Raw genomic sequence first — 23,336 nt, forward strand, 5'->3', positions numbered from 1 at the left:
GGCGGATTCCCGATCTCGGGAGTCCGCCCGTTCCGTTCCACCGCACACCCCTCGGCAAGCCGGTCACGTCCGGCGGTCGAGTCTCGCGGAGGAGGCAGGGTCGCCCCCTCCGTTCCACCGCACACTCCGTCAGGAAGCCGGTCACGTCCGGCGGTCGAAAATCGCGCGGAGAGGGCCGGGTCGCCCCCTCCGTTGCAACCGGCCACACAGGCGGCCGGGTCGCGTGGCGGGGAGCGTTTCGACGGTCGCCCTCGCGCTACGACGGGGGCCCGGCCCCGCCCCCGTTCGTCGCCGAAGCAGGCGCGGCGGCGAACGGCGAGCACCGGGCGGCACCGACTCGACAGCGGGCGGGATCACCTCACGCGGGTGGTCCCGCCCGACCCCTTCCATGGGACCCTTACCGCGCCCCTCCCGTCGGACGCGGCCCTCTTTCTGAAGACGCCCCCGACTCGTGGCGCGCGTCCGACCAGAAACCCCAGCGCCCTCGAACCGCCCCCGCGGACCCCTCGGCAACTCCTCCGAGCGCCACCGGATCACGCCTCCGGATCCCCGTCACGGGGTCCGTCGAGCACCACCGGGGGGTCGGAACGCAGGCCGGCTGCGACATCTTTTCTGGTTGACCGCCGGTCATAGCCTGTGCACAACCTCAGAAAAGTTGTCCGAACGGGGGAGTTTCGGGTCCCGAACCCTGTGCAGCACCCGGGGACAACCCCACCCACACCCGGGGACGCACCCGGGGACAACTCGGCCTTCCTGTGGACCAAACGGAGCAGTCCACGAGTTGTCCCCGGGTGCCCCGAGTTGTCCCCGGGTGGGACCCCCCGGTTACCCACAGGGTCGGAGGGGTTCCCACCTGCGAGGACAGGTGTTGTCCACACAATCCACAGCCCTTACTACTACTGCTGTTGTTTTCCCTTGAAGAGAAGAACAAAAGAAAAACAGGGGGTGGCGAAACCCGGGGACAAGCGCTCGGACGGCGCTCCCGCACTCGCCGCCCCGAGGTGACGTGGAGGCTCCGGACGCTCTACGGTGGAGCAACTGCGCCAGGAGGTTGGAGCCGAGCTCGACCCCCTAAGGCGAACGCGGTCCGCTTCCCAGCGGCTCCCACCCCCACAGCTCCCAACGCTCCGCCACGTTGGACCGACCGTCCCCCCGGTCGGTCATGCCGACTTAGGAAGGACGCTCATGAAGATCCGCGTCGAGCGAGATGGCTTGGCCGACGCCGTCGCCTGGGTCGCGCGCAGCCTGCCGTCGAGGCCGCCCGTTCCGGTGCTCGGTGGAGTCATGCTCGACGCCGGGTCGTCGGAGGGTGAGACGGGCGATTCGCTGACGGTCTCCGGGTTCGACTACGAGGTCTCGGCGACGGTCGGCGTTCCCGCCACGGTGGCCGACGGCGGCAAGGCGCTCGTCTCCGGCCGCCTCCTGGCCGACATCACCAAAGCGTTGCCGAACCACCCGGTCGAGATCGCGGTCGACGGCTCCCGGATGACGATCACCTGCGGCAGCGCCAAGTTCAGCCTCCCGACGATGCCGGTCGAGGACTACCCCGCGCTGCCGAACATGCCGCAGCTCGCCGGCGAACTGGCGGGCGAGATCTTCGGCGAGGCCGTCGCCCAGGTCGCCGTCGCGGCGGGCAAGGACGACACGCTCCCGATGCTGACCGGTGTCCGGCTGGAGATCGGCGAGGGCAAGCTGACCCTCGTCGCGACCGACCGCTTCCGGCTGGCGATGCGCGAGTTCGCCTGGGAGCCCAACGAGACGCTGAGCGAGACCGCGGTGCTGGTTCCCGCGAAGACGCTCGCCGACGCGGCCAAGACCCTCGGGGGAGCGGGCAACAAGGTGGAGCTGTCGCTTGCCGCGAACGACGGGCTGCTCGGCCTGTCCGGCAACGGCAGGCGCACCACGACCCGGCTCCTCGACGCCGACTTCCCCAAGTACCGCCAGCTCCTCCCGAGCGAGCACTCGGCCGCGGCGATCATCGAGGTCGACTCGCTCGTCCAGGCCATCAAGCGCGTGTCGCTGGTCGCCGAGCGCGGCACCCAGGTGCGGCTCGAGTTCGTCGACGGCGGCCTGCGCCTGTCCGCCGGTGGCGACGACGAGGGCAGCGCCGAGGAAGAGCTCCCGGTCGAGTACACCGGCGAGCCGGTCACGATCGCGTTCAACCCCACTTACCTCCTGGAGGGCGTGCACGCCGTGCGCACTCCCAAGGCCCACCTGTCCTTCACGACCCCCAGCAGGCCGGCGCTCCTGAAGCCGGTCGATGATGATGGCGGAGTGGCGCCGGGCTACCTGTACCTGCTTATGCCCGTACGCCTGCCCGGCTAAACGTCAACTCGAAACAGGGGAGCTAGAACCGTGCAGCTCGGACTTGTGGGCCTCGGCAAGATGGGCTTCAACATGCGCGAGCGGATTCGCCGCGCGGGCCACGAGGTTGTCGGTTACGACCGCAACCCCGAGGTCACCGACGCGAGTTCGCTCGCGGACCTGGTCGACAAGCTGGAAGCGCCTCGCGTGGTGTGGGTGATGGTGCCGTCCGGTGACATCACCCGGAACACGATCGCCGAGCTGGGTGGACTGCTGTCCCCCGGCGACCTCGTGATCGACGGCGGCAACTCCCGCTACACCGACGACAAGGTGAACGCGGACGCGTTGGCGGACAAGGAGATCGGCTACCTCGACGCCGGCGTGTCCGGTGGCGTGTGGGGGCTCGAGAACGGCTACGGCCTGATGGTCGGCGGCGCCGCGGAGCACGTCGAGCTGGCGATGCCGATCTTCGACGCCCTGCGTCCCGAGGGGCCGCGCGAGGAGGGCTTCGCGCACGCGGGCACCGTCGGCGCGGGCCACTTCGCGAAGATGATCCACAACGGCATCGAGTACGGCCTGATGCAGGCGTACGCCGAGGGCTTCGAGCTGCTGGAGGCCTCCAAGCTCGTGGAGAACGTGCCCGCGACCATCAAGGCGTGGCAGCGCGGCACCGTCGTCCGGTCCTGGCTGCTCGACCTGCTGGTCCGCGCGCTGGACTCCGACCCCGAGCTGGACGACCTGCGCGGCCACGTCGAGGACTCCGGCGAGGGCCGGTGGACCGTCGAGGAGGCGATCAACCTCGCGGTGCCCGCGCCGGTGATCTCCGCCGCGCTGTTCGCCCGGTTCGCCTCCCGCCAGGACGACTCGCCCGCCATGCGCGCGGTGGCCGCCCTGCGCAACCAGTTCGGTGGCCACGCCGTCACCGCCGCCGGGCCGTCGTCCGGCAGCGGCAGCACGCAGGGCTGACACCCCCGTTGTACGTCAGGCACCTCCAGGTCAGCGACTTCCGCTCGTGGGAGCGCGCCGACCTGGCGTTCGAACCGGGGATCAGCGTGCTGGTCGGGCCGAACGGCCAGGGCAAGACGAACCTGGTCGAGGCGCTCGGCTACGTGGCCACGCTCGGGTCGCACCGGGTGGCCACCGACCTGCCGCTGATCCGGCACGGCAGCCCGCGCGCGGTCGTGCGCACCGCGGTCGTCAACGACGGCCGCGAGCTGCTGGTCGAACTGGAGATCACGGCGGGCAAGGCCAACCGGGCGCGGATCAACCGCGGCCCGGTGCCCCGCCCCCGTGACGTGCTGGGCATTCTGCGCACCGTGCTGTTCGCGCCGGAGGACCTGGCGCTGGTGCGCGGCGACCCCGGCGAACGCCGCAGGTTCCTCGACGACATGCTCGTGGCGCGCGCACCCCGGTACGCCGGGGTGCGCGGCGACTACGAACGGGTGCTCAAGCAGCGCGGCGCGCTGCTGAAGACCGCGGGTGCCGCCCGCCGGGCCGGTCGGTCCGGGGACATCAGCACCCTCGACGTGTGGGACGGGCACCTCGCGAAGCACGGCGCCGAACTGCTCGCGGCCCGGCTCGACCTGGTCGCGGACATCGCGCCGCACGTCGCCTCCTCCTACGCGGAGGTGGCGCCGGAGTCGCGCCCCGCGCGGATCGTCTACCGGTCGAGCCTCGGCGAGTCGCAGCCGGACGGCTTCGGCAGACCGGACGGTCCGCGGGCCGACCGCGCCGTGCTGGAGGCCGCGATGCTCGAAGAGCTGCAACGGGTCCGCCCGCAGGAGGTCGACCGGGGTGTCTGCCTGGTCGGCCCGCACCGCGACGAGCTCGAACTGGCCCTCGGCGAACTGCCTGCGAAGGGTTACGCCAGTCACGGAGAGTCGTGGTCCTTCGCCTTGGCCCTGCGGCTCGGCGGCTACGAACTGCTGCGCCTCGACGGTGCCGAACCGGTGCTCGTGCTGGACGACGTGTTCGCCGAACTCGACCGCGACCGGCGGCGCCAACTGGCCAAGGTCGCGGCCGCCGCCGAGCAGGTGCTGATCACCGCGGCCGTGGCCGAGGACGTCCCCGAGGAACTCGACGGTGCTCGGTTCGAGGTCCGCCACGGGGAGGTGCGAAATGTCTGAGGACGTCCCTCGAACGGGTGTGACACGACCCACAGCTGGGGACAACCCTGTGGATGGTGTGGATAACTCGCCACAAATTGCGGACATATCCACAGCCGGAGTCACTCCAGAGGGTGTTCTGTCCCCAGCCGGCGGTGAAACCCTCCGCGGGTCGGACCTCGCGCGTGCGGCGCTGGAGGCCGCGCGGGCCTCGGCGAAGGCCCGTGGCAAGCAGGCCGGACGCCGTTCCACGGCGGGTGCGCACCGGTCGAAGCGACGCCGGTGGTCGGGTGCGGGCCCGGACGACCGGGACCCCCAGCCGCTGGGCAGGCTGGCCTCGCGGGTCGCCGCCGACAACGGCTGGGCCGAACGGCTGGCGGGCGGCAACGTGTTCGGCAAGTGGGCCAAGCTGGTGGGCGAGGACGTGGCCGAACACGCCAAACCGATCACGCTGAGCGACGGCGAGCTGACGGTGCAGGCGGACTCCACGGCGTGGGCCACGCAGCTGCGGCTGCTGCAGCGCGAGCTCATCAAGCGCATCGCCGCGGGGGTGGGCGACGGCGTGGTGAAGAAGCTGAAGGTGCAGGGCCCCCAGGCCCCCAACTGGCGATTCGGCCCCAGGCACGCGCCAGGGCGCGGCCCACGTGATACCTACGGTTGAGCCGCGATAATCGTTCAGCGGCGATCCTGTGGCGCACTGAGCGCTCACCAGCCGATTTGACCACTGGGGTCAGCCGATCGAACCCGTCCGGGTCGAGTTGAGTGCCTCTGAGAGCAAACCAGGGGTGTCCTTGGCGCATCCTGGGGCGATCCGACCGGTAGAATAACGGGTAAGCATGACCATCAGCGTCGCCGCTCGGCGACGTCCTGTCGCTTCATGTCGAGGAGACACCAGGCCCGTGGCAGACAAGAATGAGTACGGCGCGTCCTCAATCAGCGTCCTCGAGGGCCTGGAGGCCGTCCGCAAGCGCCCCGGTATGTACATCGGGTCCACCGGCGAGCGGGGTCTGCACCACCTCATCCAGGAGGTGGTCGACAACTCGGTCGACGAGGCCATGGCGGGGTACGCCACGTTCGTCGACGTGACGCTGCTGGCCAACGGCGGCGTCCGGGTGATCGACGACGGTCGCGGCATCCCGATCGACATGCACCCGGTGGAGAAGGTCCCGACCCTCGAGGTCGTCATGACCAAGCTCCACGCGGGCGGCAAGTTCGACAGCGACTCGTACGCGGTCTCCGGTGGTCTGCACGGCGTCGGCATCTCGGTCGTGAACGCGCTGTCGACCGTCGTCGACGTCGAGATCAAGCGCCAAGGTTTCACGTGGAACCAGCGCTACGAGAACACCAAGCCCGCGCACCCGCTGACCAAGGGCGCGGCCGTCGCGGAAGAGGACACCGGAACGGTCATCACGTTCTGGGCCGACCCGACGATCTTCGAGACCACCACCTACAACCTGGAGACGATCTCCCGTCGCCTCCAGGAGATGGCGTTCCTGAACAAGGGGCTCACCATCACCTTGCGCGACGAGCGGGTCGTGGAGGCGGACGCCGAAGCCGACGCCGAGGGTCACGTGGCGCGCGTCAAGGAGCGCACTTTCCACTACCCGAACGGGCTCGAGGACTTCGTCAAGCACATCAACCACACGCGCGAAGAGGTCCACAAGAAGGTCATCGCGTTCGAGGCCAAGGGCGACGGCATCGACGTCGAGGTCGCGATGCAGTGGAACACCGGCTACACCGCGTCGGTGTACACGTTCGCCAACACGATCAACACCCACGAGGGTGGCACGCACGAGGAGGGCTTCCGCGCCGCCTTGACCCGAGTGGTCAACGAGTACGCGCGCGACAAGAAGCTGCTCAAGGAGAAGGACACCAACCTCACCGGCGACGACATCCGCGAGGGTCTCGCCGCGATCATCTCGGTGAAGTTGAAGGAGCCCCAGTTCGAGGGGCAGACGAAGACCAAACTGGGCAACAGCGAGGCCAAGTCGTTCGTGCAGAAGTCGACCAACGAGCACCTGGCCGACTGGTTCGAGCGCCACCCCAACGAGGCGCGCACGATCGTCACGAAGGCGGTCTCGTCGGCGCAGGCCCGGATGGCGGCCCGCAAGGCGCGCGAACTGGTCCGCCGCAAGGGCGCGCTCGACATCGGCGGCCTGCCCGGCAAGCTGAAGGACTGCCGCTCCACCAACCCGGAGGAGTGCGAGCTCTACATCGTGGAGGGCGACTCCGCGGGCGGCTCGGCCAAGGAGGGCCGGGACTCCATGTTCCAGGCGATCCTGCCGATCCGCGGCAAGATCATCAACGTGGAGAAGGCCCGCATCGACCGGGTCCTCAAGAACAACGAGGTGCAGAGCCTCATCACCGCGCTCGGCACCGGCATCCACGACGAGTTCGACCTGTCGAAGCTGCGCTACCACAAGGTCGTCCTGATGGCGGACGCCGACGTGGACGGCCAGCACATCCGCACGCTGCTGCTCACCCTGCTGTTCCGCTTCATGCGGCCGCTGATCGAGCACGGCCACGTCTACTTCGCGCAGCCGCCGCTGTACAAGATCAAGTGGCAGCGCATCGAGCCGGAGTTCGCCTACTCCGACCGCGAGCGCGACGTGGTGATCGAGGAAGGCCTGAAGACGGGCAAGAAGCTCGGCAAGGACGACAACATCCAGCGGTACAAGGGTCTTGGCGAGATGAACGCCTCCGAGCTGTGGGAAACCACGATGGACCCGGCTCACCGCCTGCTCATGCAGGTGACCCTGGACGACGCCGCGACGGCGGACGAGCTGTTCAGCGTGCTGATGGGCGAGGACGTGGAAGCGCGCCGCTCCTTCATCACCCGCAACGCCAAGGACGTCCGGTTCCTGGACGTGTGACGCCGCCCGTCCACCTGTAGACCCACTCGCCTGGCGAAGAGGAAAGAAGAACCTTGACCGAGACGACTCTGCCTCCGGGGCCCGACCACGACCGCACCGAGATGGTCGACATCCAGCAGGAGATGCAGCGCTCCTACATCGACTACGCGATGAGCGTCATCGTCGGTCGGGCGCTGCCGGATGTCCGCGACGGCCTCAAGCCCGTGCACGTCCGCGTGCTGTACTCGATGTTCGACTCCGGTTTCCGGCCGGACCGCAGCTACAACAAGTGCGCGCGCGTCGTCGGCGACGTGATGGGCAACTACCACCCGCACGGCGACTCGTCGATCTACGACGCGCTCGTGCGGCTGGCCCAGCCGTGGTCGCAGCGGTACCCGCTGATCGACGGCCAGGGCAACTTCGGCTCGCAGGGCAACGACCCCGCGGCCGCGATGCGCTACACCGAGTGCAGGCTCACCCCGTTGGCCATGCACATGCTGGCGGACATCGAGGAAGACACCGTCGACTTCAGGTCGAACTACGACGGTCGAATCCAGGAGCCGACGGTCCTGCCCGCGCGCATCCCCAACCTGCTGATCAACGGCAGCTCGGGCATCGCGGTCGGCATGGCCACCAACATCCCGCCGCACAACCTGCGCGAGGTCGCGGCGGGCGTGGTGTGGGCGCTGGACAACTGGGAGGCCTCCGACGAGGAGACCCTCGAGGCGATGATCGAGCGGATCAAGGGGCCGGACTTCCCGACCTACGGTCTGATCCTCGGCAACTCGGGCATCGAGGACGCGTACCGCACGGGCCGCGGCTCGGTGAAGATGCGCTCCGTCATCGAGATCGACGAGGACGCCAAGGGCCGGACGATCCTGATCGTCACCGAGCTGCCCTACCAGGTGAACCCGGACAACCTGGTCGAGAACATCGCCGCGCTGGTGCGCGACCAGAAGCTGACCGGCATCGCGAACATCGCGGACGAGTCGAACAGCCGCCGCGGCATGCGCATCGTGATCACGATCAAGCGCGACGCCGTGGCGAAGGTCGTGCTGAACAACCTCTACAAGCACACCCAGCTGCAGTACTCGTTCGGCGTGAACATGCTGGCGCTGGTCGACGGCGTGCCGCGCACGCTGCGGATCGACCAGATGATCCGGCACTACGTGCGGCACCAGGTCGAGGTCATCGTCCGGCGGACCAGGTTCCGCCTGCGCAAGGCCCAGGAGCGCGCCCACATCCTGCGCGGCCTGGTCAAGGCGCTGGACATGCTCGACGAGGTCATCGCCCTGATCCGCCGGTCGTCGACCCCGGACATCGCGCGCACCGGCCTCATCGAGCTGCTCGCGGTCGACGACGCCCAGGCGAACGCGATCCTGGAGATGCAGCTCCGCCGCCTGGCCGCCCTGGAGCGCCAGAAGATCATCGACCAGCTGGCCGAGATCGAGCTGGAGATCGCCGACCTCGAGGACATCCTGGCCAAGCCGGAGCGCCAGCGGCAGATCGTGCGCGACGAGCTGATGGCGATCGTCGACAAGTACGGCGACGACCGGCGCACCAAGATCATCCCGTTCGACGGCGACGTGTCGATGGAAGACCTGATCGCGGTCGAGGACGTGGTCGTCACGATCACCCGCACCGGCTACGCGAAGCGCACCAAGACCGACCTGTACCGGGCGCAGAAGCGCGGCGGCAAGGGCGTCCAGGGCGCGCAGCTCAAGCAGGACGACATCGTGGCGCACTTCTTCGTGTGCTCGACGCACGACTGGATCCTGTTCTTCACGAACAAGGGGCGCGTGTACCGGGCGAAGGCGTACGAGCTGCCCGAGGCCAACCGCAACGCGCGCGGCCAGCACGTGGCGAACCTCCTGGCGTTCCAGCCGGAGGAGGAGATCGCCCAGGTCATCCAGATCAAGAACTACGAGGTCGCTCCCTACCTGGTGCTCGCCACCAAGACCGGTTTGGTCAAGAAGTCCAAGTTGTCGGACTTCGATTCCAACCGATCGGGTGGTCTCATCGGCATCAACCTCCGCGACGACGACGAGCTCGTCGGAGCTGTGCTGTGCTCGGCGGAGGACGACCTGCTGCTGGTTTCCACCGACGGCCAGTCCATCCGGTTCCACGCGACCGACGAAGCGCTCCGCCCCATGGGCCGCGCGACGTCGGGCGTCCTCGGCATGCGCTTCAACGGCGGCGACGAGCTGCTGTCGATGGGTGTTGTCGAAGAGGGCAAGTTCGTTTTGGTCGCCACGAACGGCGGGTACTCCAAGCGGACGCCCCTCGAGGACTACCCGGTCCAGGGTCGTGGTGGAAAGGGTGTGCTGACCATCCAGCACGACCGCAGGCGTGGGAGGCTTGTCGGGGCGCTCATCGTCGACGTCGACGACGAGTTGTACGCGATCACTTCCACCGGCGGGGTCATCAGGACCAGCGCCAAGGAGGTTCGCAAGGCGGGACGGCAGACCAAGGGGGTGCGGCTGATGAACCTCGGTGAAGGCACCACCCTGATCGCCGTCGCAGGCAACGCCGATGAGCCTTCCGACGTCCCCATTGATGACGTCCCCGTTGACGGGGACGCGGCCGAACCCGCCATTTAACGCGGACGAGAGGTTGAGGACAGCTCGTGACTTCATCCGAGAACCCGGACGGTCGGGACGCGGACAAGACGGCGGTGATCACCAAACCCGTGCTCCAGGGTGGTGATCAGGGATCGAAGACCAAGGACGCCGACAAGGCCGCGAAGCCGAGTGGTGCGGACAAGGCCTCGGCCCCGCCGGTACCCGATGGAGCGACCGTCTCCCTCGCGAAGCCGAACCTGCCCTCGACACCGGCGGCGGGGCAGCCCGCTGCCAAGCAGTCGGACGCCGTGAAGCAGGCCCCGACCGACAAGCAGAACGCGTCGACACCGACGGCCAAGCCGGACGCCAAGGCGACCGAGCAGCCGGAGACCAAGGTCGCGCCGAAGGCGGAGGCGCCCACCGCGGTGACTCCGCCCGAGGGCCTCGACCTGGTCTCCGCCGCCCCGCCGCCCTGGCAGCGGGTGACCAGCGACCAGAAGTACGCCGACGCGCAAACGGTTGGCTACCCGACGAGCGACGACGTGACCCCGGTCGAGTCGACGCCCGCCGAGCCCCAGCCCGCGTACCCGGCGCAGGACCCGGATACGGTCGCGGTCGCGCGCCCGGTCGTCACGGGGTCGGCGGCGCAGCAGGCGGGCGGCAACCGCACCTCGGTGAACCTCGGTTCGTCGAGCGCGCGCCAGACCGCCGCGGCGCCCAGCGCCAGGCGGCCCGGCCGCGGACCGCGTCGGGCGAGCTTGCAGGTCAAGCGCGTCGACCCGTGGTCGGTGCTGAAGCTCGCGCTCGTGCTGAGCGTGGCGCTGTTCTTCGTGTGGCTGGTGGCGATCGGCGTGCTCTACGGCGTGCTGAACGGCATGGGCGTCTGGGACAAGATCAACACCACCGCCGACGACCTGCTGTCCGGCAGCGACCAGGCGGGCGACCCGCTCATCAGCGCGGGCCGCGTGTTCGGCGTCGCGGCGATCGTCGGCGCGGTGAACATCGTGTTGTTCACGGCGCTGGCCACGGTCAGCGCGTTCGTCTACAACGTTTCCGCGGACCTCGCGGGTGGCCTGGAGGTCACGCTCTCCGAGCGCGAATGATCCTGGTACCCCCCCGATTTGGGGCAGCGACAGGCAGTGCGGTAATCTTCCTGTCGTTGCACCAAGGGCCTATAGCTCAGACGGTTAGAGCACTTCGCTGATAACGAAGGGGTCGGAGGTTCGAGTCCTCCTAGGCCCACGATCGATTAGGTGAACTGTGCGGATGTAAAGCATCCGCCTTCATCGATTCGTAATTACATTGGGGGTTGAACCCCCAAACCCCCACCAGGGGGCGAGCCCCCTGGACCCCCGGTGGTTGGCTGAGTGGGCATCTGCCGGTTGGTTCGGTGGTGGTTCGCCGCTCTCCCGCCCGCCCTTCGGGTTAGAGTCTTTGCTGTAGTGCTGGACCTCGGCGGATGTGTCGGGGAACCTGGACAGGAGCTTTCGAAGATGAAGAAGATCATTGCTCTGGTTGCGGTCGCAGGCGCGGTGCTGCTGTTCGTGAAGCGCAGCAAGGCCGCCAAGGCTGACGCTGACCTCTGGCGCGAGGCCACCGCCCCCACGGACTGAACCCTGCGAGGGCGGGCGAACTGCCGGCCCCCGAAAGGGGACGTAGCTCAATTGGCAGAGCACCGCCTTTGCAAGGCGGGGGTTAGGGGTTCGATTCCCCTCGTCTCCACCGAAGTACTCACGAACAAGCCCCTCCTCGCCACGCTGCGGGGAGGGGCTTGTTCGCGCGTGCGGTCTTGCAGATCAAGCGGTCTGCAACTCAGGCGCACCCTGACGCCGGGACGCCAGCACCTTGTCCAGCGCCCAGGCGCCGGAGCCGGTGAAGACCAGCAGCAGGAACACCCACGAGTACACGGCGGCCAGTTCGCCGGAGTTCTCGATGGGCAGCAGACCCTTCGGCTGGTGCACGGTGAAGTACGCGTACGCCATGGAACCCGAAGTGATCAGCGCGGCGACCCTGGTCCACAGTCCCAGCAGGACCAAGGACCCGCCGACGAGTTCGATCAGACCAGCCGGCCCGGTGGGCCAGGTCGTGAGCGGGACGGCGGGCTTCGTCGTGAACAACCCGAACACGTGCTGGAGTCCGTGGCACGTGAACAGCAGGCCGACGACGATCCTGAACAAAGCCAGTGCGTGGTCTCGACCTCGGTCGATAAGGCTCATGTCTTGTCCTCACTAGCAGGGCGACCGGCAGGGTAGGGATCAAGCTAACGCCGCTGACATTGCGTGACCAGGTCGTCCACCTGTCGATCATCGACAGCAAACTGATTGGATTCAGCTAACTTGAACCGCCTGTTGACATCCGCAGTACCGGCCCTGCTGCTGTTCGGCGTATTGGCTGGTTGCAGCACGGAGCAAGTGGCTGGATCGCCGACTACGGTCAGCGAAAACAGCGTTGTGACCACGACGAGCGCTGCTCCATCCGAGATTCCAGGGGTACCCCAGCCGACTGCGGACGGTGATTGCCCCTATCTTTCGTCGCCCGACGTCGCCGCGGCCAACGGCCAGCTCGTCCGCAAGGTCCGGCTGTCCGCGGACAAGCCGAACCCGGCCTGCTTCTTCTACGCGAACGCCACCGAGATCCAGCTCAGCGTCTGGGTCTACGCGGGCGACGCGAAGGTCGCGAAGTCGATCGTCGACCGAGCCGCCCCCATCGCCCAATCCAGCCCCGCCTCGGCACCCGAGGGCTGGACCGGCGGATCGCTCGTGTCCCCGGAAGGAGCGGTGTACGCCGTGGCCAAGGGCGTGGACGCGGTGATCGTGACCAGCAACCAGGAGCAGACGATCAAGGCCCGCCGCATCGCCGAGTCCGTCATCGAGAAGCTCGGGCTCTGATTCCGGGCTGAGGGCTTGCGCCTCCCACCGGGGGAGGTACGAGAGTGGCGGCGTGCTCCTAGCCATCGGTGAAGTGGCCCGTCGAACCGGTCTCACGGTCAAGGCCGTGCGCTTCTACGCGGACCGCGGTCTGGTCCCGCCGGTCGGTCGCGACCGCAACGGCCACCGTCTCTTTTCGGACGACGCGATCGTCCGATCGGGGCTGGTGCGGACGTTGCGGGATCTTGGCGTTGCCCTGCCGGAAATCCGGGAAATATTGGACCGCGGGCTTCGGCTCTCCGACGTGGCATCAACCCATGCCGATGCGCTAGGGGTGCGGATCCGGGTACTGCGGCGACAGCAGGCGGTGCTCCGGCTCGCAGCCGAACGCGACCTCGCACCTCTGGAGTTGAAGCTCGTGCACGAATTGGTGGGGATGTCCGAAGTTGAGCGGCGGGATCTGGTGGGGGGCTTTCTCGAGGTAGCGCTTGAGGGGGTGGATCCGGGGGTTCGGCGGAGTATGACGCCGGAGTTGTGTCGGGATCCGAGTGATGTGCAGGTTGCGGCTTGGGTGGAGCTTGTTGGGCTTGTTCGGGATTTGGAGTTTGGTGGGGTGTTGAGGCGGGTGGTCGAGAACTACCTGGCTGATGGGGTGGGGTTGGGGAGGGATTTGGTGGCTGTGGTGAGGGATGAGTGCGGGGTGGCGTTGGGTGGGGGAGTGGAGGTGGATTCTGGAGAGGCCGGGGTGGTTGTCGGGAGGGTGGTTGGTTGGTATGCGGGGGTTGTGGGGTCGGAGGGGGTTGGGGGGAGGTTGGTTGAGCGGGTGGAGGCTGCTGGGGATCCGCGTCGGGAGAGGTACGGGGAGTTGGTGGCGGTGATCAACGGGTGGGAGGCGCCGGAGGGGGTGGGGGAGGTTTTGAGGTGGTTCGGGGAGGCTTTGCGGGTACATGGGGTGGCGGCTTGAGGGGGTTGGTTTGGGTTGGGTTGGGGAGTCCGTGGTGCTGGGGTGTGTTGGGCACGCGGGTTTCGGGCGGCTTTACCCGGTCGCCGAGTGTTCTAGACGTGCCGTAGCTTGTCAAGGCGGGAAAGATGCCTTGACAAGCTACGGCACGTCTAGAGATGGCTTTTGATCGGGTGCAGGGGTAGGTCTGGCTGCGCCAGCATTCGGCTTCGCCGAACTCGGGCACCTCGCTGCGCGTCGGTAAGGCGGCGGGCGCTCCGCGCCGGGTGCGAGGGGGCGGCTGCGCCGATATTGGTAAGGCGTGGCTTTCTTTGGTTTTGTTTGTGGGTGTTCGGCGTTCTGCGGTGGATGTCGAGGGGCGATCGAACTCGCGGTGCCCGCGCTGAGGATGTTTGGTTGCGCCTGTTGGGTTGGCCCTGATTTTTAGCCATGTTTTGGACATGCCTAAGCCCCGATCCCGGCGGGCCGGGTTCGGGGCTTGCGGCGTGGATCAGGAAGTGGTGGCTATGGGGTGGGTGTGCTGAAGGTGGTGCCTTCAGCACCTTTCCCCAATCGCTGTGCTTCCGTGGCGGAGTCGGAAGGTCGTTAGACCTTCCGGTCGGCCACCTGGCCGTTGCGGGCGTGTTCGGCGTCGGCCGAGCGGTTGGTGAAGTCGGTCGGCTTCGGCGTGGGGGACGGCGTCGGGGTGGTGGGGGACGGCGTCGGCGTCGAGGTCGAGGTCGGCTTCGGGGTTGGGGTCGGGCCGGTGGGGGTGGTGCCGGGGGTGGTGTTGCCCGCGTGCTTGGAGACCGGTTCCGGAACGGCGACCGGTTCCTCGTGCAGGTGCACTTCCTCCGGGCGGCGGGTGAGCGCCACGTAGCCGGCGACCGCGGCAGCGGTCAGCACGCCGAGCACCCAGGGCCAGCGCCTGCTCTTGGGGGTTTCGCGGGCGAAGTCCTTGCGGGCCTGCTTGGCGGCCTTGCGCACGTCCTTCGCGCGGACCTTGGCGTCCTTGCGGGCGCGTTCGGCGGCCTTCGAGACCTCCTTGCGGACGCCGTCGGCCTTCACCATCAGGTCGGCACGGGCCTTGCCGCTGCGCTTGGCCAGCTGCTTGCGCTGCTTGGCCAGCTTCTTCCGGGTGCGCCGCGTCGACTTCTCGACTCCCTCGGCCTTCACCGCGAGAGCGTCGGCGGTCTCCGCGAACACGCCGCGGAGCTGATCGGCGGTGACGCCGCGCTCGGCGAGCTTGGTCTGCGCGTTGCCCGCGAGCTGCACAGCCGCGTCCGCACCGGCTTGGCCTGCGCGGACCGCGCCGAGGCGCGCCGCTCGCAAACCTGTTCCGACGGCCTTGCCGACCGACTCACCGGCTCGGGTCATGGCCTGCACCTCGTCCATATCGCGCTCCAGAAGCTGTCGGTCAGTCATGCACTAGGCATACCCATCCTGCCCGTTCCTGAACATCCGCGCCCGGGATGGCACGATGGTGTGGTGGCTGACAGCAACGAATCCTTCGTCGGGACCAAGGTGACCGCGACTCTGCACACCTCGCAGGGCGACATCCGGATCAACCTCTTCCCCGACCACGCCCCCAAGACGGTGGCCAACTTCGTCGGTTTGGCCGAGGGTACTAAGACGTACACCGACGCGAACGCGACCGGAGGCAAGTCCGGGCCCTTCTACGACGGCTCGATCTTCCACCGCGTGATCTCCGGCTTCATGCTCCAGGGCGGTGACCCCACCGGTACCGGCCGCGGTGGTCCCGGTTACAAGTTCGCGGACGAGTTCCACCCGGACCTCCAGTTCACGAAGCCGTACATCCTGGCGATGGCGAACTCGGGCGCGAACACCAACGGCTCCCAGTTCTTCATCACCGTGGGGCCGACCACCTGGCTGAACTTCAAGCACACCATCTTCGGCGAGGTGGCCGACACCGCGTCGCAGCAGGTGGTGGACAAGATCGGCGCCACGCCGACCGTCGCGGGCGACAAGCCCGCCACCGACGTGGTGATCGAAAAGGTCTCCATCGAGCGGGCCTGATCCGACTCCGGTGACGAACTCCCCAGTGCCACCGCCACCCGGTGGGCCGATCGGTGCGCAGCCGGAAGTCCCGGTCTGCGCGAGGCACCACGATCGGCCGACCAGGTTGCGCTGCGTCCGGTGCGACCGACCGGCGTGTCCGGAGTGCCTCCGCGACGCGTCGGTCGGTCAGCAGTGCGTCGACTGCGTCCGGGAGTCGCAGGGGACGGTCCGCAGGCCTCGCACCCTCGTGGGTGCCGAGATCGGCGGCCGTCCGCTGGTGACGCCGATCCTGATCGTGCTGAACGTGCTGGTGTTCGTCTTCACCGCGGTGCAGGCGAGCAGTGTCGCGAACAACCAGAACTCCGAGTTCTTCGCCGACTTCGTGCTCTGGCCGGTCGCCGTGTACCTGGGCGACTGGTGGAGGTTGCTCAGCTCGGGCTTCCTGCACATCGGCCCGGCGCACCTGGCGCTGAACATGCTCGCGCTCTACGTGCTCGGCCGTGACCTCGAACCGGTCTTCGGCCGGGTGCGGTTCCTCGCGCTCTACCTGGTCTCCATGTTCGGCGGTGGCGTCGCCGTCTACCTGTTCGGCGACGTCCGCACGCCGGTCGCGGGAGCGTCCGGGGCGGTGTACGGCCTGATGGGCGCCATGCTCATCGCCGTGCTGAAGCTCAAGCTGAACCCCGGCTCGGCGCTGGCCGTCATCGGTCTGAACGTGGTCATCAGCTTCACCCTGCCCGGCATCTCGCTGCTCGGGCACCTGGGCGGTCTGGCGGTCGGTGCGGCGATCGCCGCGGGCATGATCTTCGCCCCGCGGGAGCGCCGCGACCTGTGGCAGACGGCGCTGGTCGTCGCCACGGTGGTCGTCCTGATCGGACTGGTGATCATGCGCACCGCCCAGCTCGGTGTCTGATCAGGCCTTCAGGGCCGCAACGCGTGCAGGACCTCGGCGACGTCCCTCGGGTCGACGCCGAGGTCCAGCCACGTCAGCACCACCAGGTGCTCGTCCTCGCCGCGTTCCCAGTCGAGTTCCAGGCTGTGGGAATCCCTCCCCATCCTGCGCGTCTGGACGGGCCGGATCTTGACCTCGTGCCAGGGGAAGTCGTGCACACCCGTGAGCGTCCGCACGTGCAGACCGCTGTCGTCGGCGCTCAGCCGCGGCCGCACGATCGTGCCGTACGCGCCGAGCACGACGCCCAGGACGACCGCCACGCCCATCAGCAGCCGTGCGGTGTTCTCGTTGCTCCACAGCGCCGCCAGCAGCGCGACGGCGGCCAATCCCCAGGCCAGCGCGACGACGCCGGGTAGCGGAGCCCAGCTCCTGGTGGTCGGCTCAGCCGACGGAAGTGGTGTCACACCGTCGAGTGTCCCGTACGGGTGGTACATCCGGCGTGGGGAACCTGTGGACAACTGGAGCCCGCTACCGGCGCTTGTGCAAAATGGCGCAAAGTTGTCCACAGGAGTTGTCCCCACTGGGGATTACTTTCGGCTGCGGGCCAGCAGCGCCAGTCGAGATCGGTCGTCGTCGCGCGGTAACGCCCGGTGAACGACCGGCGGACACGCGCCAGCCCGGACCGATCGGGTCCGGGCTGGGCGGGAACGCGGTGCGGGGTGTGGTCAGCGCCACTTCATGGTCATCAGCAGGCCCACGATCATCAGCGCGAAGCCGATGCCGAAGTTCCAGGACCCCAGGTCCATCATCACCGGGATCTTCTCACCGGCGATGTAGTTGACCACCAGCCAAGCCAGGCCGAGCAGCATCACACCCAGCATGACGGCGATGTAGACGGGGTGCGAAGGCCCGGCTGCCTTGACCTTCACCGGCGTGCGGCGATCGGCAGGCGCGGTGTAAACGGCCTTCTTGCGGACCTTGGACTTCGGCATGCTGTCCTCGCCTGGTGTATTGCCCTCCAGTGGCGCGAGTTTACGTCCACTGCTGGGGGAACACGTTAACGTAACCGAGCAGGTCCGCGAAGTGCTGGCGGATCCGCTCTTTTCGCATTCACACCCGGCTCGGGAGGTTTCTCGGTGAGCTACGACCCGCCACCGCCGCAAGGCGGCCGTCCGGGCCAGCCGCCACACGCGCCCCGCCCCAGGCCCTACCCGGCCTCCCCGGAGCCATCTCGCGGTAGGCCCGCCCCTGGTCAGCGGCCGTCCTCGGCTGAAGCCACGCAGATCATCGGCCGCGTTCCGGCCGGTGCGGGCCCCCGCAGGCCCCCGCCCCGACCGCTGCCCGCGGAGGGCGCGACGGAGATCATCCCCAGGGTGGTCGTCCCGGTCGACGACGAGCCGGAGACGGTCCGGGTCCAGCGGCCGACGCCCGAACCGGCCGACGGTCCGCTCCGCAAGGCCGTGCGCGGCTTCGGCGAGCTGATGATCACGGCCGGTCTGGTGATCCTGCTGTTCGTCGTCTACGAGGTCTACGTCACCGACATCCTCTCGGCGGAGAAGCAGGACGAGGCCACCACGGCGCTGGACGACAAGTGGAACTCGAACACCGTCGAGCCGGTCGACCCGCAGCGGCAGGTCCAGTACGACCTGATCGACGGCCAGGCGTTCGCGAAGATGTACATCCCGGTCTTCGGCCCGGACTACCACTTCTCGATCGTCGAGGGCACGACCGACAAGAACCTGGAGGTCGGTCCCGGCCACTACATCGGCACCGCGCTGCCGGGCAACCCCGGCAACTTCTCCGTGGCGGGCCACCGGGTCGGCAAGGGTGCCCCGTTCAACGACCTCGACCTGCTCAGCTCGTGCGACGCGATCGTGGTGGAGACGCAGACCAACTGGGTCGTCTACCGGATGCTGCCGACCACCGCCGAGGAGGCGGGCTGGGCCGAGGGCAAGGCGAAGAACCCGAAGTGCGCGAAGGTCGCCCCGCTCAAGGACCTGGGCAACGCCGCCGCCAGTCCGTACGCGAAGACCGTCGGCCAGGAGATCGTCACCCCGGCGCAGGGCGAGGTGATCAGCCCCGTGCCGCACTTCGCCGGTGAGCTGCCCGCCGCGCAGCAGGCGTCGCTGATGACCCTGACGACCTGCCACCCGCGGTTCTCCGACAAGCAGCGGCTGATCGTGCACGCCGTGCTGACCATGAGCTACCCCAAGGCGAACGGCTTCGTGCCGCCCGAGCTGAAGGAGCAGTGATGTACGGCTGGATCTGGCACCACCTGCCGGGACCGACGCCGGTCCGCGTGGCCGAGGCGCTCGTGCTGGCACTCGCGATCATCGCGCTGCTGATGTTCGTCGTGTTCCCCTGGGCCGAGCCGCTGCTGCCGTTCAACAACGTGACGACGCCCTCGTAGGACCCGGACGCGCGCGAACACCCCCGGACGGGAATCGCACGGGGGTGTTCGCCGGTCGTCGTCCTCAGCCGCGGGAGACGGCCACCATCGCGTGCCGGTCGACGACCTTGATCCGGTCGCGGCCCGCGTCGGCGCCGAGGCCGATCTCGTGCTCGTCGAGCCGCCGCCAGCCGTCGAACGTGGTGTAGTCGACCTTCCGCTGCTCCAGGAACCGGACGATCGCGTCGGGGGCCCGCCGGGGCGCGGTGGCCAGCAGCGGGGCGTCGGCGAGCAGGCTCGTCACGGTCTCCAGCGCGTCGCCCTTGGTGTGGCCGATGAGGCCGACCGGGCCGCGCTTGATCCAGCCGGTGACGTACACGCCGGGGATGGCCTGGTCGTCGAGGTCGAGCACGCGGCCCGCCTGGTGCGGCACGGTGCCGGAGGTGTGGTCGAACGGCAGGTCGGCGAGGTGCGTGCTGAGGTAGCCGACCGCGCGGTAGACCGCCTGCACGGGCCAGTCGGTGAACTCGCCGGTGCCGCGGACGCCGCCGTCGCCGGTCAGCTCCGTCGTCTCGGTGCGCAGCCCGGTGACCTCACCGTCGCCGAGCACCTCGACCGGCGACTGGAGGAAGTGGAGGTGCAGCCTGCGGGGACGGTCGCCCGCGTCCCGAACGGCCCACTCCTGGAGTGTTTTCACGACCATTTCGACCTGCTTGTTCGACCGGATCAGCGCCATGCTGGCCGCGCAGAACTCGATCCCCTCCGGGTGCACGACCACCTCGACGTTCGGCGAGTGGTCCAGCTCGCGCAGCTCCAAAGGGGTGAACTTGGCCTGCGCCGGGCCGCGGCGGCCGAACACGTGGACGTCGGTCACGGGACTGGCCGCGAGACCCCGGTGGACGTTGTCGGGGATGTCGGTGGTGAGCAGTTCGTCGGCGGTCTTCGCGAGGATGCGCGCGACGTCGATCGCGACGTTGCCGACCCCCAGGACGGCGACGCTCGTCGCGGTCAGCGGCCAGGTGCGCGGGACGTCCGGGTGGCCGTCGTACCAGGACACGAAGTCAGCCGCGCCGAAGCTCCCGCGCTGGTCGATGCCGGGGATGTCGAGGTCCCGGTCCTTCTCGGCGCCGGTCGAGAAGATCACCGCGTCGTACATCTCGCGGAGGTCGTCGAGCTTGAGGTCGACGCCGTACTCGACGTTGCCGAACAGCCGGACGCCCGGCCGTTCCAGCACCCGCCGCAGCGCGGTGACGATGCCCTTGATGCGCGGGTGGTCGGGCGCCACGCCGTACCGGATGAGGCCGAACGGAGCGGGCAGCCGCTCGAACAGGTCGATGCTCACGTCGGCGTCGGACTTGGCCAGGACGTCGGCGGCGTAGATGCCCGCCGGACCCGCGCCGACGATCGCAACTCGAAGAGAACGGCTCATATCCTGAAGTTTAGGAGAGCCTAACCTCACTTCTAACGAGAGGTTTGTCACCGCTACGCTGCTGGCATGCGCGTGCTCGTGGTCGACAACTACGACAGCTTCGTCTACAACCTGGTCCAGTACCTGGCCCAGCTCGACGTGGAATGCGTGGTCCGGCGCAACGACGAGGTGGACTTCGACGAGATCGCGACCGTCGGCGGAGTCCTCGTCAGCCCCGGTCCGAGCACTCCCGATCGAGCCGGTTCCAGCATGGACGTGATCCGGCACTGCGCCGCCAACGGCGTCCCGGTGCTCGGGGTCTGCCTGGGTCACCAGGCCATCGGAGCGGTCTGGGGAGGCACCGTGGACCTGGCCCCCGAACTGCTGCACGGCAAGACCAGCGTGGTCCACCACACCGGGAAAGGCGTGCTCAAGGGCGTGTCGAACCCGTTCATCGCCACCCGCTACCACTCGCTGACGATCCTCCCGGAGACGATCCCCGCCGAGTTCGAGGTGACGGCCACGACCGACACCGGGGTCGTCATGGGCATCCGCCACCGCGAGCTCCCGGTCGAGGGCGTCCAGTTCCACCCGGAGTCCGTGCTCACCGAGTGCGGCCACCGGATGCTGGCCAACTGGCTCGCCGTGTGCGGCCACGAGGTGCCCGAGTCCACGATCGCCTCCCTGGAGAACGGGATGCGCACGCTGGCCGCGGCCGCCAACAACGCCTGACCCGACTGACGGACGAGGCCCTCACCGCGGACGCGGTGGGGGCCTCCTCATGCGGTTGTCCGAACCCGGATCAGGACCCGTCCGGCCCGCCCCGGATGTGCGAAAGGGCCCCCGCGGCTTCCTGCGAGGGCCCTGCCGTGCGGTTGTCCGAAGCCAGTGCGGTGACGACGATCCGCACCGGGTCGGTGGTCATCCCGCTAGTTGGAGGACGGTGCACCCGAACTGCCGATCTTGAACTCGCCGACGGTCACGTTCACCCGCTGGTTCTTCGTGATCAACGCGTTCAGCTTGGGGTCCTGGGTCTGCACCTTGTTGTTCTTGCCGATGTCCGACACGGGGGTCTTCTCCGTGACGGTCAGCTCGCCGTTCCAGCCGAGGCCGTTCAGCTTGGAGCGCGCCTGGCTCTCGGTCATGCCGGTGATGTCGGGCATCGTGATCTGGTTGCCCTTGGACACCGTGAGCGTGATCGTCGACCCCTTCGCGACGCGGCCCGCGCCGGGGGTCTGCCCGATGACCTGGCCCTGGTCCTCGTTGCTGTCGGCTTCCTTGGTCGTGACCCTGAACCCGGCGCCCTCCAGGCTCGAGGTCGCGTCCCCGATCGTCTGGCCGGTCACGTCGGCCAGCTGCACGGTGTCCGGGCCCTTGCCCAGCTTCACCGTCACCACCGCGCCCTTGGCCTGCTTCACGCCCGCCTGCGGGTTCTGCTCGGCGACCTTGCCGATCTTCGCGTCGTCCTCGACCTCGACGGTGTCCGGGCTCTGCGCGAAGCCCCAGCCGTCGGCGCTCAGCTTCGCCTGCGCGTCCTGCACCGACAGGCCGCTCACGTCCGGGACGGCGACCTGCTCCGGGTTGGTGCCGTAGGTCAGCGTGATCTCGGTGAACTTCGGCACGGACGTCCCCGCGCTCGGCGCGATCGCGAACACCTTGTCGATGTCGTCGGCCGAGCAGCGCGCGGTCGCGCCGTTCTCACCCGGCTGGCACGGCACCGGCTCCAACGCGTACTTCAGGCCGACCTCTTCGAGGCTCGCCTTCGCGGCCGTGATGGTCTTCCCGGTCACGGCGGGGACGGCGACCCGGTCGGCGCTCGCGTTGTCGCCGCCGCCGATCAGGCTGGTGGTTATCCACGCCGCGAGCGCGATCACCGCGATGCACAGCAGGACGACCAGGACGATCATGGTCGTCTTCTTCCGCCTGACCCGGCGCTCGGCGTCCTCCTCGGCCAGCGGGTCGTACTCGTTCTGCTCGTCGCGCAGCGCCGACGGGCGATGCCTGCCGGACGACGACACGACCTCGGTGCGCGGCGTCTGGTTGAGCACCGCGGTGCGGTCCTCGGGCGTCATCACGGCCGGAGCCGACGGGCGCTGGCCGGACAGCACGCGCACCAGGTCCGCGCGCATCTCCGCGGCCGACTGGTAGCGGTTCGCAGGTCCCTTGGCCATGGCCTTGAGCACGATGGCGTCCAGCGCGGGCGTCACCTTCGGGTTCAGCGACGACGGCGACTTCGGGTCCTCCCGCACGTGCTGGTAGGCGACCGCCACGGGGGAGTCGCCGGTGAACGGCGGCTCGCCGGTCAGCAGCTCGAACAGCACGCAGCCGGAGGCGTACACGTCGCTGCGGCCGTCGACCGCCTCGCCGCGCGCCTGCTCGGGCGAGAGGTACTGCGCCGTGCCGATGACGGCGGCGGTCTGCGTCACCGCGGCCTGGCCGTCGTGGACGGCGCGCGCGATGCCGAAGTCCATCACCTTCACGGCGCCGGACCTGGTGATCATCACGTTGGCGGGCTTGACGTCGCGGTGCACGATGCCGTGCCGGTGGCTGAAGTCCAGCGCCGCCGACACGTCCGCCATGACCTCCATGGCGCGCTTGCCGGACAGCGGACCCTGGGTCTTCACCATGTCGCGCAGCGTCCGGCCGTCGACGTACTCCATGACGATGTAGGGCAGCGGGCCGTACTCGGTCTGCGTCTCGCCGGTGTCGTAGACCGCGACGATCGCCGGGTGGTTCAGGGCGGCGGAGTTCTGGGCCTCGCGGCGGAAGCGTTCCTGGAAGGTCTTGTCCCTGGCGAGGTCGGCTCGAAGCACCTTGATCGCCACGTCACGGCCGAGGCGGACGTCGCGGCCCTTGTGGACCTCCGACATACCGCCATAGCCCAGGGTCTCACCCAGTTCGTAGCGATTGGAGAGCAGTCGCGGAGTGCTCATCAGTGCGTCGTCCCGCTCCTCGTCAACGGTCTAACCATCGTGTCTAGCAGTTCGATTCCGTACCTG

Annotated in this window: 20 protein-coding genes, 2 tRNA genes and 1 pseudogene; 17 read left to right on the forward strand and 6 right to left on the reverse strand. The window is 68.6% G+C overall.

Annotated elements, in window-relative coordinates:
• Positions 1–1,185: 1,185 nt before the first annotated feature.
• From dnaN to RM788_RS25185, 10 genes and pseudogenes are all read left to right on the forward strand, one after another.
• Positions 1,186–2,325, forward strand: a complete 1,140-nt coding sequence (gene dnaN, locus RM788_RS25140) for a DNA polymerase III subunit beta (protein WP_315934207.1) — start codon at positions 1,186–1,188, stop codon at positions 2,323–2,325.
• 30 nt (positions 2,326–2,355) lie between these two features.
• Entirely contained in the window at positions 2,356–3,270 is a 915-nt protein-coding gene (gnd, locus tag RM788_RS25145; protein ID WP_315934208.1) for a phosphogluconate dehydrogenase (NAD(+)-dependent, decarboxylating), read from the forward strand.
• 8 nt (positions 3,271–3,278) lie between these two features.
• On the forward strand, positions 3,279–4,430 hold the full coding sequence (recF, locus tag RM788_RS25150; protein ID WP_315934209.1) for a DNA replication/repair protein RecF: 1,152 nt from the start codon (positions 3,279–3,281) through the stop codon (positions 4,428–4,430).
• A 58-nt stretch (positions 4,431–4,488) separates the two neighbouring features.
• Positions 4,489–5,070, forward strand: a complete 582-nt coding sequence (locus RM788_RS25155; protein ID WP_399345080.1) for a DciA family protein — start codon at positions 4,489–4,491, stop codon at positions 5,068–5,070.
• Between the two features lie 238 nt (positions 5,071–5,308).
• Positions 5,309–7,282 (forward strand): DNA topoisomerase (ATP-hydrolyzing) subunit B, encoded by a 1,974-nt coding sequence (gene gyrB / locus RM788_RS25160; protein WP_315934210.1) that lies wholly within the window; start codon positions 5,309–5,311, stop codon positions 7,280–7,282.
• 53 nt (positions 7,283–7,335) lie between these two features.
• Positions 7,336–9,861 (forward strand): DNA gyrase subunit A, encoded by a 2,526-nt coding sequence (gyrA, locus tag RM788_RS25165; protein WP_315934211.1) that lies wholly within the window; start codon positions 7,336–7,338, stop codon positions 9,859–9,861.
• Positions 9,862–10,130: 269 nt separating this feature from the next.
• Complete coding sequence (locus RM788_RS25170; RefSeq protein ID WP_399345083.1) at positions 10,131–10,925, forward strand: DUF3566 domain-containing protein; 795 nt, start codon at positions 10,131–10,133, stop codon at positions 10,923–10,925.
• A 65-nt stretch (positions 10,926–10,990) separates the two neighbouring features.
• Positions 10,991–11,064 (forward strand) — tRNA-Ile (locus RM788_RS25175).
• A 251-nt stretch (positions 11,065–11,315) separates the two neighbouring features.
• A pseudogene (locus tag RM788_RS25180) lies at positions 11,316–11,432 on the forward strand (DLW-39 family protein); the annotation flags it as partial.
• A gap of 39 nt (positions 11,433–11,471) precedes the next feature.
• Positions 11,472–11,544, forward strand: a tRNA-Ala gene (locus RM788_RS25185).
• A gap of 74 nt (positions 11,545–11,618) precedes the next feature.
• On the opposite strand, the gene RM788_RS25190 is transcribed toward RM788_RS25185, so the two are convergent.
• Entirely contained in the window at positions 11,619–12,038 is a 420-nt protein-coding gene (locus RM788_RS25190; protein WP_315934212.1) for a DoxX family protein, read from the reverse strand.
• A 120-nt stretch (positions 12,039–12,158) separates the two neighbouring features.
• Here RM788_RS25190 and RM788_RS25195 point away from each other — a divergent pair, with 120 nt between their 5' ends.
• Together RM788_RS25195 and RM788_RS25200 are read left to right on the forward strand one after the other, a co-directional pair.
• Positions 12,159–12,710 (forward strand): DUF2020 domain-containing protein, encoded by a 552-nt coding sequence (locus RM788_RS25195; protein WP_315934213.1) that lies wholly within the window; start codon positions 12,159–12,161, stop codon positions 12,708–12,710.
• A 52-nt stretch (positions 12,711–12,762) separates the two neighbouring features.
• Positions 12,763–13,653: a MerR family transcriptional regulator gene (locus RM788_RS25200; RefSeq protein WP_315934214.1), complete on the forward strand. Its 891-nt coding sequence runs from the start codon at positions 12,763–12,765 to the stop codon at positions 13,651–13,653.
• A gap of 582 nt (positions 13,654–14,235) precedes the next feature.
• Here the strand turns inward: RM788_RS25200 and RM788_RS25205 are convergent.
• The gene (locus RM788_RS25205; RefSeq protein ID WP_315934215.1) at positions 14,236–15,054 is read right to left on the reverse strand and encodes a hypothetical protein; all 819 of its coding nucleotides are present in this window, start codon (positions 15,052–15,054) and stop codon (positions 14,236–14,238) included.
• A gap of 63 nt (positions 15,055–15,117) precedes the next feature.
• On the opposite strand from RM788_RS25205, the gene RM788_RS25210 reads away from it, so the two are divergent.
• Positions 15,118–15,666 carry a peptidylprolyl isomerase gene (locus RM788_RS25210; RefSeq protein WP_315934216.1) on the forward strand — a complete coding sequence of 183 codons (549 nt, stop codon included), beginning with the start codon at positions 15,118–15,120 and terminating at the stop codon, positions 15,664–15,666.
• A 229-nt stretch (positions 15,667–15,895) separates the two neighbouring features.
• A complete protein-coding gene (locus tag RM788_RS25220) occupies positions 15,896–16,561 on the forward strand; it encodes a rhomboid family intramembrane serine protease (protein ID WP_315934756.1) in 666 nt (221 codons plus the stop codon).
• Between the two features lie 8 nt (positions 16,562–16,569).
• On the opposite strand, the gene RM788_RS25225 is transcribed toward RM788_RS25220, so the two are convergent.
• Together RM788_RS25225 and crgA are read right to left on the reverse strand one after the other, a co-directional pair.
• Positions 16,570–17,004: a PH domain-containing protein gene (locus RM788_RS25225; protein ID WP_315934217.1), complete on the reverse strand. Its 435-nt coding sequence runs from the start codon at positions 17,002–17,004 to the stop codon at positions 16,570–16,572.
• A 261-nt stretch (positions 17,005–17,265) separates the two neighbouring features.
• Positions 17,266–17,532 carry a cell division protein CrgA gene (gene crgA / locus RM788_RS25230; RefSeq protein WP_315934218.1) on the reverse strand — a complete coding sequence of 89 codons (267 nt, stop codon included), beginning with the start codon at positions 17,530–17,532 and terminating at the stop codon, positions 17,266–17,268.
• A 144-nt stretch (positions 17,533–17,676) separates the two neighbouring features.
• Here crgA and RM788_RS25235 point away from each other — a divergent pair, with 144 nt between their 5' ends.
• Both RM788_RS25235 and RM788_RS25240 read left to right on the forward strand, forming a co-directional pair.
• Positions 17,677–18,792: a class E sortase gene (locus tag RM788_RS25235; RefSeq protein ID WP_315934219.1), complete on the forward strand. Its 1,116-nt coding sequence runs from the start codon at positions 17,677–17,679 to the stop codon at positions 18,790–18,792.
• On the forward strand, positions 18,792–18,950 hold the full coding sequence (locus RM788_RS25240) for a hypothetical protein (protein WP_315934220.1): 159 nt from the start codon (positions 18,792–18,794) through the stop codon (positions 18,948–18,950). Before RM788_RS25235 ends, RM788_RS25240 begins: the two co-directional genes overlap by 1 nt.
• A gap of 64 nt (positions 18,951–19,014) precedes the next feature.
• Here the strand turns inward: RM788_RS25240 and RM788_RS25245 are convergent, their stop codons facing one another.
• Positions 19,015–20,358, reverse strand: coding sequence for an FAD-dependent oxidoreductase (locus RM788_RS25245; RefSeq protein WP_315934221.1), 1,344 nt, complete (start codon positions 20,356–20,358; stop codon positions 19,015–19,017).
• Between the two features lie 66 nt (positions 20,359–20,424).
• Here RM788_RS25245 and RM788_RS25250 point away from each other — a divergent pair, with 66 nt between their 5' ends.
• Positions 20,425–21,069, forward strand: coding sequence for an aminodeoxychorismate/anthranilate synthase component II (locus tag RM788_RS25250; RefSeq protein WP_315934222.1), 645 nt, complete (start codon positions 20,425–20,427; stop codon positions 21,067–21,069).
• A gap of 197 nt (positions 21,070–21,266) precedes the next feature.
• Here the strand turns inward: RM788_RS25250 and pknB are convergent, their stop codons facing one another.
• Positions 21,267–23,270, reverse strand: a complete 2,004-nt coding sequence (pknB, locus tag RM788_RS25255) for a Stk1 family PASTA domain-containing Ser/Thr kinase (RefSeq protein ID WP_315934223.1) — start codon at positions 23,268–23,270, stop codon at positions 21,267–21,269.
• Positions 23,271–23,336: the final 66 nt, after the last annotated feature.

Source organism: Umezawaea sp. Da 62-37 (assembly GCF_032460545.1).
Classification (GTDB): domain Bacteria; phylum Actinomycetota; class Actinomycetes; order Mycobacteriales; family Pseudonocardiaceae; genus Umezawaea.